Annotated in this window: 10 protein-coding genes; 6 read left to right on the top strand and 4 right to left on the bottom strand. The window is 67.9% G+C overall.

Going from position 1 to position 14,832, the window contains the following annotated elements; translation table 11 throughout:
* The 6 genes from NCS58_RS33890 to NCS58_RS33865 form a co-directional block, all read left to right on the top strand.
* Nucleotides 1-1,562, top strand: a 1,562-nt coding sequence (locus tag NCS58_RS33890) for a pentapeptide repeat-containing protein (RefSeq protein WP_250539036.1), incomplete at its 5' end; no start/stop codon positions are given.
* 26 nt (nt 1,563-1,588) lie between these two features.
* Nucleotides 1,589-2,371: a hypothetical protein gene (locus NCS58_RS33885; RefSeq protein WP_250478489.1), complete on the top strand. Its 783-nt coding sequence runs from the start codon at nt 1,589-1,591 to the stop codon at nt 2,369-2,371.
* Nucleotides 2,372-2,518: 147 nt separating this feature from the next.
* Nucleotides 2,519-3,286, top strand: coding sequence for a type VI secretion system lipoprotein TssJ (gene tssJ, locus NCS58_RS33880; RefSeq protein ID WP_250478490.1), 768 nt, complete (start codon nt 2,519-2,521; stop codon nt 3,284-3,286).
* Nucleotides 3,287-3,304: 18 nt separating this feature from the next.
* Nucleotides 3,305-4,693, top strand: coding sequence for a type VI secretion system baseplate subunit TssK (gene tssK / locus NCS58_RS33875; RefSeq protein ID WP_250478491.1), 1,389 nt, complete (start codon nt 3,305-3,307; stop codon nt 4,691-4,693).
* Between the two features lies 1 nt (nt 4,694).
* Complete coding sequence (locus NCS58_RS33870) at nt 4,695-5,384, top strand: DotU family type IV/VI secretion system protein (RefSeq protein ID WP_250478492.1); 690 nt, start codon at nt 4,695-4,697, stop codon at nt 5,382-5,384.
* A complete protein-coding gene (locus tag NCS58_RS33865) occupies nt 5,381-9,268 on the top strand; it encodes a type VI secretion protein IcmF/TssM N-terminal domain-containing protein (RefSeq protein WP_250478493.1) in 3,888 nt (1,295 codons plus the stop codon). Before NCS58_RS33870 ends, NCS58_RS33865 begins: the two co-directional genes overlap by 4 nt.
* A gap of 203 nt (nt 9,269-9,471) precedes the next feature.
* Here NCS58_RS33865 and tssA read toward each other — a convergent pair whose 3' ends face one another.
* The 4 genes from tssA to NCS58_RS34595 form a co-directional block, all read right to left on the bottom strand.
* Entirely contained in the window at nt 9,472-11,082 is a 1,611-nt protein-coding gene (tssA, locus tag NCS58_RS33860; RefSeq protein WP_250478494.1) for a type VI secretion system protein TssA, read from the bottom strand.
* Nucleotides 11,083-11,123: 41 nt separating this feature from the next.
* On the bottom strand, nt 11,124-11,858 hold the full coding sequence (locus NCS58_RS33855; protein ID WP_250478495.1) for a response regulator transcription factor: 735 nt from the start codon (nt 11,856-11,858) through the stop codon (nt 11,124-11,126).
* Nucleotides 11,855-13,885 (bottom strand): ATP-binding protein, encoded by a 2,031-nt coding sequence (locus NCS58_RS33850; protein ID WP_250478496.1) that lies wholly within the window; start codon nt 13,883-13,885, stop codon nt 11,855-11,857. The genes NCS58_RS33855 and NCS58_RS33850 overlap by 4 nt, the downstream gene beginning before the upstream one ends.
* A gap of 225 nt (nt 13,886-14,110) precedes the next feature.
* Entirely contained in the window at nt 14,111-14,416 is a 306-nt protein-coding gene (locus NCS58_RS34595) for a hypothetical protein (RefSeq protein WP_409241833.1), read from the bottom strand.
* Nucleotides 14,417-14,832 lie beyond the last annotated feature (416 nt).

The raw sequence follows: 14,832 nt of genomic DNA, 5'->3' as shown, positions 1-14,832 counted from the left end.
CGCCGGTGTCGTCCGCGCCAGCGGGCGCGGCGGCCGCCGCCGCGCCATCGCCCGCGCTGGCCGAGGTCGACGCGATGGCCGCGCAACTGGAGCAGCAAACGCGCGCCTTGATGGCGAAGCACGGCATCGGCGAGCAGGAGCTCGCGCGCTTCATGCCGTCCGCGCAGCCGGGGCCCGCGCCGACGCTCGCCGAAGTCGACAAGATGGCCGACGATCTCGACGCCGCGACGCGTGCGCTGATGCAAAAGCACAACCTGACCGGCGCCGATGTCGCGCCGTTCCTCCGGCGGATGGACACGCCGTCGCCCGCGAGCGGCAACGGCGCGGCGCTGCCGTCGCTGCTGCGCGATCTCGATGCGCACACGCAGTCCGCGCTGAGGCGCGCCGGCCTCACCGAAAACGATGCCCGCGCGTGGGCCGCGAACCAGCCGGGCCTCGCCGTGATCGCCGCCGAGCCGATGCCGTCGGGCGCGCTGCCCGAACTCGATCTCGCCGCGCTTGCCGTGCCAGCCGCGCCATCGCTGCCGCTGCCGGCTGTCGGCGAGCCGTCCTCGCCGCCCGCGCAAGCCCTGCTCACGCGCGAAACCGTCATCGCGATGCACGCGGCGCGTTCGAGCTTCGCGGGCTGCGATCTGTCGGGCATCGATCTTTCCGCGCTCGATCTGTGCGGCGCCGATTTCTCAGGCGCGCTGCTGCACGAGACGTCGTTCGCGAAAAGCCGTCTGGAAGGCGCGGACTTCTCCCAGGCGCTGCTGATGCAAACCGATTTCACCGATGCCGACCTGCATCGCGCGCGGCTCGCGCAGACGAGCGGCGGCGGAGGCTGTTTCGCGAACGCCAATTTACGCGGCGCGCAGCTGACCGACGGCGATTTCACCGGCGGCGACTTTTCCGGCGCGCGACTCGAAGACGCCGACGTGAGCGGCGCACAGTTCGACGGCGCGTCGATGACGGCCGTGAACGCATCGAACTGCAACGCGGCGCGGGCGCAGTTCATCGGCTGCGCGCTCGACGACGCGAACTTCGCCGCCGCGATCCTCACGCAAGCGAGCTTCGAGCGCAGCACGGTCGCGCGCGGCAACTTCGCGAAAGCACGCTGCGCGCACGCCGACTTTCAGGGCACGCAGGCGCCCGAAGCGAACTTCGCCGAAGCCGAGCTGAGCCCTTCCCGCGCCGACGCCCAAACCTGCTTCGAACGCGCGCGGCTGACGCGCGCGCGTCTTACCGGCGCGAGCTGGGAAGGGGTGCAACTGACCGCCGCCGCGCTCGACGAAGCGAACCTCGACAACGCCGACCTGAGCCGCGCCGCGGCGCGCACGGCGACGTTGCGGCGCGCATCGGCGAAAGGGGCGAAGTTCTCGCGCGCCGATCTGTCGGGCGCGGATTTGAGCGGCATCGACCTGTTCAAGGGTTCGCTGCGGCTCGCCACGCTTCAGGGCACCTTTCTGACGCGCGCGAACCTTTATGGCGTCGATTTCGAAGACGCCCGGCCGACGCTCGCGAGCGTCGAAGGCTCGAACATCGACCGCACTCTTCTGACGTTCAGGCCGCCCGCGGTCTGACGCAGTCATCGAAAGGAACTATCGGCATGAGCACGAAAACCGTCTGGATCACCGCGTTCGACAAGGAAAAGGCCGGCGCGCGCGTCGCCGCGCTGTCCCAGGTGCTGAAGCGCTACGGCCTCGCTACGCAGGGCCATTTCTGGGTCGACGAACCCGAAAAACTCGCGTGGCGCGCCGGACTCGACGCGCTGAACGCCGCCCGCGCCGACCTCTGGCTGATCCTCGCCGACGACGCCGCGCTCGCGAAACCTTCGGTGCGCTACGGCCTGTCGGTGTTCGCGGCGAGCCTGCGCGAGTCGCGGGGCGCGGGCTTTCCGGTGGCGCTGTCGGGGATGACGGACATCGCCGAGGTCCCGCCGATGCTCGGTCACGCGACCGTGCTGGTCGAGAGCAACGCGGCGTGGCCGGCGAAGATCGTCGCGCGCGCGAACATGGCGAAGGCGGGCGAGGCGCTGGATTACCGCGTCGAAGTGGTCGGCGAGGAGCAGCTCGGCCAGTGGTTCGCGCTCGGTCCGCGCGCGGGCGAGTGGAGCGGCGTCGTGTTCGGCGTGCACGGCGGCGGCGCGACGATCGATTTTCAGGCGGTCGGCCCGCGCGGCAAGCTGCCGGAAAAGACCGTGCTGGAGTATGCGCAGGAAGGTCTGACGCTTAAGGTCGGCGAGCGCGAATTCATCGCGTGGGCGGTGCGCAACCGGCTCGGCCCGGACGACGCCTATTACGCGCGTGTGAAAGGCACGCCCGAATCGATTCTTTTCATGCCCTACACGGAAGACAGCGAAGCCAGCGCGACTATTTTGCCGCTGGTGTGATGCCCTTGCCTCCGCTCCCGTCAAGCATCTCGAAGCCGCCGAATAAGGCCGGAAAGTCGCCTTTTATCGCCGTATGAGCGCGCGGCAATATCCGGAGAATGTGCGGCAGCAAGTAACGCTCGACGGCAAACGAATGGGGCACCGGCAATGGCTGTACCTGTAACCAGCAAGCATGCCGCACGCAGCGGCGGACAAAGCGCAAACGGAATGCGCCGTGTGATGGCGCTCGCGGGCGTCGCGCTCGCCTTGGGCGGCTGCGGCAGTTCGCCGCCGAAAGACCCGCTCGCGGATGTCGTCTGGAGCTACGCCACCGATTCGGTGCTGTTCGAGATCGCGGCCGATCCGGGTCTCAACCAGTTCGACGGCCAGTCGCACACGCTGCTGCTCGGCATCTACGAAACCGCCGACGCGCAAGCCTTCCGCAATCTCGCCGCCGACCCGAACGCGCTCGCCGAAACGATGGCCACCGGCAAGGTGCCGCCGACCTTCGCGCAGTTCTCGCGCTACGTCGTCGCGCCGGGCCAGCATTCCTATCTGATTCTGGATCGTGCGCAGAACACGCGCTCGATCGGGCTCGTCGCGGGCTATGCGCAGTTCGCCACGGCCAACGCGGCGCGCCAGTTCGACGTACCCGTCGTCACGAAGACGACCGGTTTCATCTTTCGCACGCACACCAAGCTGCCAGGATCGCTCGTCGTGCGGCTCAACCTCGGTGCGCAGGGCATCCTGAACGCCGAAGTAGAGCCGGGCGGTCCCGACGCCGCAACGCTCGCGCGCGCGCAGCAACTCGACGGCGGCGGCAAGGAAATCCGTCTCAGCGGCAGCGCGGCGGCGGCCTCCGGCGCCGGCGCGACGACCGGCGCCGTCGGCGCGGCCAGCACGCAAGACACGCCCCTGCGCAAAGTCAGCAACTAGCACATCGACTTCGATCAAATGGACCACAACAAGGGCGTTTACTGGTATCAGGGCATGTTCATGCAGCCCCAGCATTTTCAACTGGCGGCGCTGCACGAACAATTCCGCATCAAGCCTGTCGTCGAGACCGGCTTGCCGCATTTCTGGGGCGCGGGCGCGCTCGATATCGCGACGGGCGCCATCGCCAGCCAGACGATCGAGGTGCGCTCGGCGAAGCTGGTGTTTCCGGATCGGACGTACGTCGAGTTTCCGGGCAACGCGGTGCTCGCGCCGCGTTCGTTCGATGCCGCGTCCATCGGCGAGGGCCGCGCGCTGACCGTGTATCTCGGCGTGCGCAAGCTGGCCGCCGAAGGCAACAACGTGACGATGTGCGCCTCCGCCGATGATGCCGCCGCCGCGCCGACGCGCTACGCGAGCCTGCAGAACCCGGCGGACGTGCCCGATCTGCATTCGGATGGTCCCGCAGCGCCCGTGCACACGCTGCTGCACGTGCTGAAGGTGTTTTTCGAAGGCGAGACGGCCAATCTCGGCCAGTACGATCTGATTCCGATCGCGCAGCTCGCGCGCATCGGCGACACGGTGACGCTCTCGGAGCGCTTCATCGCGCCGGGTTACGCGCTCGCCGGGTCGGACACGCTGCTGCGCATCGTGCGCGAGATTCGCGACGATGTCGTCGGCCGCGCGCATCATCTGCAGGAATTCAAAAATCCGCGCGAATTGCAGAAAGCCGAGTTCGATCCCGGCTACATGATGCTGCTCCTCGCGATGCGCACGCTCTCGCGCGCCGCGCCCAATCTCGTGCATCTGACGCAAACGCCGGGCGTGCATCCGTGGCATGTGTACGGCGAGCTGCGCGCGCTGGTTGGCGAACTGAGCGCCTTTTCCGAGCGCTTCGACATGCTCGGCGAAGCCGCCGACGGCACGCCCGGCCTGCCCGCCTACGATCACACCGATCTCTACAACTGCTTCTCGCGCGCGCAGGCGCTGATCGGCTTTCTGCTCGGCGAGATCGCCATCGGGCCAGAGCATCTCGCGGTGCTCGACTATCGTGACGGCATGTTCGCGGGCGAATTGCCGCGCGCGTTCTTCGACCGCCGCAATCGCTTCTATCTCGTGCTGCGCACCGATCAGCCCGCCGCGCAAGTCGTCGACGGCGCGCTGCACGACGCGCGTCTCGCCAATGCCGCCGATGTCCGGCGTCTCGTCGCGCACGCGCTGCCGGGGCTTGAGCTGATTCATCTGCCGAACGCGCCGCAGGGTATGCCGCGGCGCGCGTCGTCGAACTATTTCCGGATCGAGCAGGTGAGCGATCTGTGGGATGCCGTCGAGCGCGACGAAAACATCGCGCTGCAATGGCCGGACGCGCCGCAGGACTTGCGCGCCGAAATCGTCGTGCTGCGGAGATAACGTGAGCCTCGCCGATACCTTCATCCCGCTTTTCGCGCATGTGCGGGCGTTTTCGCGCGCACCGTCGGGCGACGCCGCGAGCTTCACCGCGCAACTCGACGGCGCGATCGCCGCCGCACGGCTTTCCGCGCACGACGCGGGCTTCGCGCAGGCCGACATCGACGAAGCGCTGTTCGCTTTCAGCGCCTGGGCCGACGAACTGCTGCTCACGACGCAATGGACGGGCGCCGGACAATGGCAGCGCCATCTGCTGCAACGCCGCTACGCCAACGTCAGCAACGCGGGCGTGGCGTTCTACGACCGCCTCGCGCAGCTCACGCCGTCGCAACTGGCGGTGCGCGAGGTGTTCTATCTGTGTCTCGCGCTCGGCTTCGGCGGACGCTACGCCTACGACCGCAACCAGAAGACGCTCACCGACATCCGCCGCACCAATCTCGCGATGCTGCTGCCCGATGCCGACCAGTTCGGCGCGTCGGCGCGCGCGTTTCTGTTCCCCGACGGCTATCCCGTCGCCGGCGCCGACGCCGATGCGAACAGCCCCGCCGTGCGCACGCGCTTCACGGCGCGGCTCACGCGCGGCAAGCTGACCGCGATCCTGCTGCCGCTTTTCCTGCTGGCGGCGCTGTATGGCGTGTATCACACGGTCGTCGCGGAATCCGTCGATACGCTTCTTGCGCAGATCCACCTATGAAAACGCTCGGCATCGTGTTGTTGTGGCTGTTGACGCTGATCGTGGTCGCCGCGATCAGCTGGGGCGTCGTGCTCTATTTCGGCTGGCCGCTGTGGATCGCGCTCGCGATTTTCGCCGGCGTGTTCGCGCTGTACTTCTTCGCCATCTTCGCGCGCCGCATGTTCGTGATGATGCGCTCGCGCAGCCGGCTCGCCGCGCAGAGCAGGGCGCTTCATGCGGAGCCGGTCGCCGTATCGCCGGAAGCGATGCTGAAGCGCAAGTGGAAGGCCGCGATCGGCACGCTGCGCCAGTCGAATCTGCGCACCAAGGGCGATCCGCTCTATGCGCTGCCGTGGTTCATGGTCGTCGGGCAATCGGGCACGGGCAAGACGACGGCGCTCACGCGCGCGCGGCTGTCGTCGCCGATTCAGAAGATCAGCCAGCAGGCGAGCATCGGCCAGACGGTCAATTGCGACTGGTGGTATTTCGACCGCGCCGTGGTCATCGATTGCGCGGGCCGCTATGTGCAGGCCGAGGATATCGAGCAGGATCGCCGCGAATGGGAAGTCGGGCTCGACCTGCTCGGACGCTATCGGCCGCGCGAAGGCCTCGACGGGCTCGTGCTCGCGGTCAGCGCGGAGCGGCTGATGTCGCCCCACGCCGATACTTTCGCCGACGAAGGCCGCATCGTGCGCGCGCGTATCGAGCAGTTGATCCGCATGTTCGGCAAGCGTTTTCCGGTGTACGTGCTGGTCACGAAGTGCGACCGTCTCTACGGCTTCGAGGAATGGGCGAAGTCGCTGCCCGCCGATGCGCTCGATCAGGCGATGGGCTATCTCGCCGACGAAAGCGAATCGGCCGATTCGGGCGAGCGCGCGTTCGTCGGGCGCGCGTTCGACTCGATCGGCGCACGCTTGCAGGCGCTGCGCCTCGCGATGCTGTCGCGCGACACGCAGCCGTCGCCCGAACTGCTGATGTTCCCGAACGAACTGGCGCAGTTGCGCGGCGGACTCACGATGTTCCTCGGCACCTGTCTTGCCGACAGTCCGTATCTCGAACGGCCGCTTCTGCGCGGCATCTTCTTTTCCAGCGGACAACAGGAAGGCGGCGCAATGTCGGCGCTGATGGGTTCGCTGCTGAGCGCGTCGCCGCCGCACGCGAGCGATACCGCGGGCGTGTTCCTGCATGATTTCTTCGGCCGCATCCTGCCGCAGGACCGGCTCGCCGCGAAACCCGCCATGCTCGTGAATCACTGGCGGCGCGTCACGCAGAGCGTGGGCGTCGTCGCGTGGATACTGCTGCTGGCCGTGTTCGCGATCCTGCTTTCGGTATCGTTCGCGGGCAACAAGCAGACGCTCGAACTCGTGCGCAGCGCGCGTCCCGACAAGGCGGCGCTCAACGGCAACCTGTTCCACGACGCCAACGCGCTCTCGTATTCCAACGAAGTGCTGATGCAGGTCGCGCAGAACGACCGCCGCTGGATGTCGGGGCTGCTCGGCAACGGCGCGGGACTGGAAGCGCTGGAAGCGCGTCTGCACGACGTCTTCGTGCAGCAGTATCGGCAGGCGATTCAGCCGGCGGCGGATCAGAGCCAGCAGACGGCGCTGGCGGCATCGGCGGGACTCGCGAGCGCGTTCGGCCAGGCAGGGCAGTCGGGCCAGCCGGCCGAAGAGGCGCGCCAACTCCTGAACCTTGCGCGCTCGATCGCGCTGCTGCGCGCGCGCATGGGCGGCGCGGATCGCGAAACGCTCGAAGCGATGCCGCAGCCGGTCGCCACGTCGCTCTTTCCCGCGCAGCTCAACGCGCAGCTCAATCCGCTCGCCATTTCGTATCTCGTCTGGTCGCCCAAGGATGCGGGTTACTTGCAGATGCGCGCGAAAAGCCAGCGCGCGTTGCTCGATCAGGCTGTCGCGGCCGATCCGCAGATGACCTGGCTCGTCGGCCTCGTGCCGGACGGCGGCGAGGTTCCGGCGGCGCGGGCGGCGGATTTCTGGGGCGGCAACGCGCAGCCATTGACCATTCTCTCCGATGCGGGTCTGCGCACGGCGCGTGGCAGTGTCGTCGGCGCGAACGTCGCCAATACGGCGGACGCATCGGTGCCCGCCGTCTACACGGTCGCGGGCAAGCAGGCGCTCGATTCTCTCGCCGCGCAGATTCGCGCGTCGGTCAGCGATACGGCGCAGTTCGACCGGCAGCGCGCCGCGTTCGAGGACTGGTATCGCACGCAGCGCATCGCGGCGTGGCAGAGTTTCGTCGACGATTTCACGAAAGGTCCGGCGCCGTATGCGGGCGAAGCGGGTTGGCGCTCGGCGCTCGGCATCGTGAGCGGGCCGGCGAGTCCGTACTTCCGGCTGATTGCGCGCATCGACGAGGAATTCGCCCGCGAACCCGCCGATGCGCCGATGCCCGGCTGGATCACGCTCGCGCGCCAATTCGAGCAGGTGCGCGCGCAGGCGACGCGCGCCGGCGCGGCGAATCAGGCGGTGCGCGTGGCGGGCGCGATCAACGCGGTCGGCGGCGCGGCGCTGAAGGACGTGCTGTCCGGCTCGCCGCAACTCGGCAGCCGGACGGTGACGAACAACCTCGGCGCCGTCGATGCGCTCACGCAATATCTCGGCGCGCTGAACAAGCTCGCGCTCGACAGCAGCGCGGGCAGCGGCAAGGATTATCAGATCGCGGCGGATTATCAGCAGTACTCGACGAGCGCCCAGCCGCAGCCGTCGGAGATGATGAACGCGTTGCAGCCGCTTGCGCAGTTGCGCACGCTGCTCGGCACCGGAGAGCCATCGGATGCGCTGACGTGGCGTCTGATTCGCGGGCCGTTCGAGTTTCTGTCGGCGTATATCGAACAGCAGGCGTCGTGCGAGTTGCAGCGCGGCTGGGAATCGAGCGTGGTGTTTCCGTTGCAGGGCGCGACCGACAAGAGCGCGGCGATCGATCAGCTTTTCGGCGCGAAAGGCGCGGTCTGGGCTTTCGCCGATGGTCCGGCCAAACCGTTCCTCACGCGCAACGCGAACCGTTACGACGTGATCGAGACGCAGGGCTTCCGGGTGCCGTTCACGTCGGCGTTCGTGCCGACGCTCAACGGCGCGTATGGCCGGCAGCTTGCGCAGCAGCAGGCGAGCGCGCGCAGCGCCGCCGACAAGCAGGCGCAGCAGCTCGAAGCGCAGAAGGCGCAGCTCGAAGCGCAACAGCAGCTCGATCAGCTCGACCGCGCGCTCGCCGCGGCGAAGACGCAGGCCGATGCCGCGCGCGCCGTGACGGTGCCGCTGACGCTCACCGCGCAGCCGACCAACGTCAACGCCGGCGCGCAGGCCAAACCCTACGCGACGATTCTCACGGTGCAATGCGCGACGGGCGTGCAGACGCTGAACAACTACAACTTCCCGGTTAGCACGAGCTTCGCGTGGCAGGCGGGGCAGTGCGGCGACGTGCGCTTGCAGATCAAGATCGGCAACCTGACGCTGAACCGCAATTACGCGGGGCCGCTCGGCGTCGCGTCGTTCCTGAAGGATTTCGCCGATGGCCAGCGTCAGTTTGTTCCCGCCGATTTTCCGGCGAGCGAGACGGCGCTCAGGACGCTCGACGTGACGTCGCTGACGGTGATGTTTTCGGTGACGAATGGCGAGCAGGTCACGGACGCGGCGCAGAAGATTCAGCAGTACGACGCGCTGCAGAAGACGACCGCGCAGCAGAAGCAGCAGATTCAGGATGCGCAGGCGCAGCGTCAGCAGATGAGCCTCGCGGACCAGCTCGCGGTGATGTCGCCGGGGATGCCGCCGCTGCCGGCGATCGTGCCGACGGTGGCGGGCAATCCGGTGAGCCTCGGCGAACTGGGCGTGCCGGCGACGATCGGCGCGTGCTGGCGCGGTCAGACATCGGCGATGATGATGACGGGGCTTTGAGCCGGGGTTTGGCGTGAGGAAACATCGGCGGCGCGCCGGTGTTCTCGCTTTGCAGGGATGTCGCCGCTACCGGCGACCGTGCCGCGCGAGGATGGCAGCGTGCTGGATCCACGAAGAGGATGATCGGGCTTCAAGCCGCGCATCGGCATAAAAAAACACCGGCCTCGCGCCGGTGTTTTCGCTTGTGCCGCGCGACGAAAAGATTACGTAATCAGCCGCACCGCGATGGACACATCCAGCGGCGCGATACGCGCGAGCAGCGCGGCCGTTTCCGTTTCGTTCTGGTCGTTGCGGCTCAGGATCGCGTAGGCGGCGCGCAATGCGTCCGCGGTCAGGTCCGGATCCCACGACACCACGCCGTAGCGATCCACTTCGTCGACGAGCGCGCGCGCGAACGCATCGAGACGCGCGCCGGGGCGGTTCTCCAGCAGCAGGTCGCACATCGCGGTGCGCAGCCTGAGGCGCGCGGCGACGGCGGGGCTCTTGTCGATCGCGTCCTGCAGACACTGCGCGGCGGCGCGCAGATCGTTGTCCGCAGCGAGCGCACGGGCGCGCGACATCACCGCGGCGAGCGGATCGGGCGCGGCGGCGGCGGGCGCATCGCCGCTCGACGAGGCAAGCGCCGCCAGCCACTGCACCGTGTCGGCATTGGCGAACGGCACGCCATTGGCGAACTTCAGCCGGTCGAGACCGTCGATGCGCGCGACGAACTTCGCCGTCTCGCCGCAGACTTCGCGGCGCGCGGCGCTCCAGGCGTCGCCGAGCAAGGCGAGCGAGGTCGCCGCGGCGTGATTCAGATCGAGCCAGAACGGATAGGCGATCACCTGCGTCTCGGCGAAACCGACGATGTCCGCGTGCGCCGCGCGCGCCTGCAGATTGCGCAAGGCGTCCTGCAACTGCGGGATCGGGCCGGGCAACTGCGTGTCCGGGCCGTTGGCGACCGGGGCGCGTTCGATGGCCGTCCACACGCCGATGCGCCGCAGCCGGAAGCCGAGCGCGTTCGACGGCTCGTTCTGCGCGTACCAGCCGCCGATCGCGACGAGCCGTTCGAGCGCTTCGTCGGCGGCGTGACTGGCGCTTGCGGCGGTATCGACGGAAAGCGGAGCGAGCGCGGCGGGCGCGAAGGCGGCGGCGGGCGCGGCATGAACGGCCGGAGCCGCGACCGGCGCAGGCGCGGACGGCGCTTCGGGTCGAGGCGCGGGCGCCGCGAGCGCGGGTTCGGGCGCAGGCGTCGGCGCAGGCTCAGGCTCGGGATCAGCCGCCGGTTCCGCGACCTGCACGGTGCCGAGCAGTGCGCGCAAGGGCTGCATCGACGGCGCGTCGTCGTCCTTTTCCGCGAGCACGCGGTCGATGCCGCCGAGCGCGTCGCGCAGTGCATCGACGAGCGCCGCGTCCTGCGCCGGCCAGCTCGACCAGTCGTGCTCGTCGGCGTGGGCGCGCACGCGGTCGATCAGCCATTGAATCGCGTTACGCCGCGCGCGCAGACGCGCAACCGGCGGATAAAGCTGTTCCCAGTGCGTCGCGAGCAGGCCTTCGAGCATCTGCGCGCCGTCGGCGAGGCCGGGCAGTCCGCGCGTGATCAGCAAACCGCCCGCGAGATAACTGGCGACGAGAATGTCCTTGCCCTTGTCCGCGAGCAGCGTCTGCGAGAGCCGGACCACCTGCTCCCAATCGGGTGAGCCGCTCGCCGCCGGATTGGTCAGCTTGGCGATCTCGTTTTGCAGCAGGTCGTAGTCGGGATCGTCGCGCACGTCCACGCCGCAGGGCTGCGCGTCGCTGATGGGCTGCGTGCCCAAACTCTTGAAATCGTTCACGGAAACTCTTGTCTGGCAGGGAGAATGGGACGGCGGCGCGCTCAGGTCCACAGGTGTTCGATATCGGTATCGAAGATATAGCCCGCGCCGCGCTCGGTGCGCAGAAGCGTCGGCTTCTTCGGATCGATCTCGATCTTGCGCCGCAGCCGCAGGATTTGCACGTCGATGGCGCGATCATAAATGTCATCGAAGGCGCGCGTGCTTTCGAGCAGCTTTTCGCGCGTGATGATTCGGCCCGGCGAGCTCAGAAACGTGACCAGAAGATTGAATTCGGAATTGGTCAGCGGCACCGCGGTCTGATCGGCGGAATTCAGGCGGCGCGTGTTCAGATTGAGCGTCCAGCCGGCGAAGCGGTACGCGTTCGGCAGCTTGCCGCGCGTGAGCGGCGCCTGCGTCGTGCCGGCCGCGCGGCGCAGCACCGCGCGCATCCGCGCCAGCACTTCGCGCAGCGAGAACGGCTTGACGATGTAGTCGTCCGCGCCGAGTTCGAGGCCCATCACGAGATCGGCTTCGTCGTCGCGGCCGGTGATGTACATGATCGGCACCTGCGCTTCTTCGCGCCAGCGGCGTGCGAGATCGGTGCCGTCGCCATCGGGCAGGCCCAGATCGAGCAGCACGAGGTCGTAGCGTTTTGCCGCGAAAACCGCGATGGCTTCGTGCGCGCTCGCGGCGCCATCGGTCTTGTAGCCGTGCTGGAAGAGATATTCCATCAACAGGGTTCGCATCGAATGATCGTCCTCGACGACGAGGATGCTGTGCTGCGGCTGCGGTGTCATGACGGATCCTTCAGGGCGGATGCGGCGGCGCGGGCGAGCGCCGCGCGTTCGACGGGTTTGTTCAGGACGATGAGGCGCGCATCGGGCGCGACTTCGCGCAGGCGGGCGGCGAAGCGCGCGTCGTCCATCGGGAGGCTGTGCGGGTCGGCGAGGACGAGCGGCGCGTCGCCGGCGGCGTCGCTGCGCGCGGCTTCGTCGAGCGCTTCGCGGGCGTCGGCATAGCCGAGCGGCTCGAAGCCCAATTCCGCGAGCCAGTCTTCGCTGCGTTCGCGCGAAGCGGCGTCGTCGTCGATCAGGATCACGCGCTCGCCCTGGGCCACGGGCGCGTCCGGCTCGGCCGAATCGGCGTGCTCGGGCGGCGTCGCCGGCGCGCTCGATACCAGCGGCAGCACGAGGCGAAAGCGCGTGCCGCCGGGTCCCGTCGCGATCGCGATGCCGCCCCGATGCTCGCACGCGACGCCCGCGACGATCGCGAGTCCCAGCCCGTTGCCGCCCGTCTTGCGCGCCGAGAAGAACGGCTCGAAAAGGTGCGGCAGATGCTCGGCGGGAATGCCGGGACCGTCGTCGATGACATCGACCCACGCGATCGCGCCGGGCGGTGCATCGCCGATGGCGAGCGCTTCGTGCATCGCAAAATCGCGGCCGATACGCACGCTCACGCGCGAGCGCGCCGCGAGGCTGGCGTTGCTCGACAGGTTGAGGATGGCGCGCACGAGCTGGCCGCCATGCGCCGCGACGCCGAGATGTTCGTCGGCGGGTTCCAGTTCGATAACGACGCCGTTGCGGCACAACGGCCTTGCGAGCAGGACGCTTTCGCGCACGATGCGGTTCAGATCGAGCGTTTCGCGGACGCGGTCGCCGCGCCGGGCGGCCAGCAGGATTTCTTCGGTGAGTTCGTAACCGCGCGCCGATGCCGCCTGTACTTCGCGCAGCGGTTTGCGCGCGGCGGAATCGGCGGGCAGGCGGTCGCGGGCGATTTCCGTGTAGCCATCGACGGCGGCGAGGATGTTCTTGAAATCGTGCGCGACGCCGCCGGCGAGCAGGCCGAGCGCTTCCATGCGACGGCCGCGTTCCAGGCGCAGCGCCAGTTGCCGGCGTTCGCGCACGGCGACGGCGACGAAAAACGTGAGGATCGCGAGACCCGCCATGTCGATCTGCAGATGCCACGCGCTTTCGGCGTTTTCCGGGCGGTACGGGCCGAACTCCATCAACGTCAGGCCGACGCCGACGACCGCCGCGGTGCCGACGGTCGTCGCGGCGGCGGGCAGGCCGCCGTAGATCGCGGTGGCGGCGAGCAGCAGAGAGACGATCACGCGCTGGACCTGCTCGGAGACGTGCAGCGCGGCGCTGGCGAGCAAAATCGCGACGACGGCCACGCTGCAAATCAGCGCGATCAGCGGTTCGGCCGGGCGTTGGCTGTCGGCGGCGCGTGAACGCCAGGCGAGCACGGCCGGAACGAGCACGAGCACCGCGACGCCGTTGCCGACCAGCAAGGTGCGCCATTCCTGCAGCCAGCCGTCGTGGCCGAAATCGCTGGCGAGCGTCGCGCCGAGTATCGATGTCGCGCCGATCGCGGCGAGCGGAAGCAGCAGCAGGAAGCGCATGAGGCGCGTCGTCGTGACGATGGCGCCGTCGATGTCGACGTAGCGTCGGCCGAGCCAGGCGCACAGCGCGACTTCGAGCACGTTCAGCACGCAAAAGCCGAGGTCGCTGCGCCAGGTCGCTGCGGTGAAATCGCCGGTGGCGGCGATCGCGAGAAAGACGGCTAGGAGATGCACCGGCCAGCGGCGCGGCTGCATCGGCCAGAGAATCGCGACGGCGATGGCGGGCGCCGGCCAGGCAATCGCCGACAAGGTGCCGCTGTCGAGATGCACGAACGGGCGCGCCAGCACGTAGCACAGCAGCGCGAGGGCAAGCGGTTCGATGATGCGGGAAAGCGTCGTCGGACTGCGCGCGTCGGTGCCGCTGCCGTGTCCGCCGCTTTGGAACAGGTTCGTCAGGAAATTCTGCCGTTGAGGATGTGACATGTGCAGTGGGCGACGAACAGGGGCATCGGAATGAGGATGTCGGTGGTGACGTGCTCTCAGGGGTATGTCGGCAGGTTGTGGGCGGACTTGAGGGGAATGGGTGGATTGCTTGAAGCGCTGTGCTTCGAAGTGCAATGCAGGAACGTCCGATCGCTCGGTGTTCGAATCGGCAACGTGGCGTTGAAGCAAGGGATCTGAACAGGCAGGGCGCTAAAGCATGGAGCGTCACCGTTTGCCGACTACTGACTCGCTTTGTATCGATGGCGCGCTGCGTTTGTGTTCATGCAGCGCCATCATCGTTGCCTCCAGGTCCTGTTGTGTGAGCTCGCGCTGTTTCTTGGTGTCGGGCGCGCGGCGTGGCGTGCGCACCTGCGCGCCGCGATGCGTGCGCGAGGGCGCGGTACCAATGCTGCGGTTGTCGCGCTGAGCCTGCACCGCCTGCGCTAACTCGAGCACATGCGCCAGCCGTTTGCATTCGACAATGGCGCCCTGATCGACCTTGGTGAGCCGGTCATACTGCCGACACACCAAATGCGCTCGCCGGCCCGCAGTTCCATGCGTCCGTCCGGATACTCCCAGACCTCGATGTCGCGGTGAATCAGCGCGCGATTCTCGTCGGTGTCCTCGAGCCGATACATCACGCGGTCGTACTGCACCGTCAGTGTTTTGGTGACGCGCCACGTCAGCACACGCTCTAACGAGCCCCAGTCGGACATTACTAAGAAGCTCTAACAAACCGTGTCATGGCCAGATACAAATGTCGCAGTGCCGGCCAAGTACAGATGTCGTATCTGTTCAAGCGCTTTATCCTCACGCAGCGTCGAAGCCGCACAAGGCTTGAGCGGGCAGGGCGCGGGTGCATTGCGTGGTCAGACCGCGTGCACCGTCCGCACGATAACGCATGACAAGCCGTTCGATCTGCCGCACGCTCACGTGTAGCCGCTCGG

Source organism: Caballeronia sp. INML3B, from assembly GCF_023631305.1.
Taxonomy (GTDB): Bacteria; Pseudomonadota; Gammaproteobacteria; order Burkholderiales; family Burkholderiaceae; genus Caballeronia; species Caballeronia turbans.
This window is presented reverse-complemented; position numbering and strand designations above follow the sequence as displayed.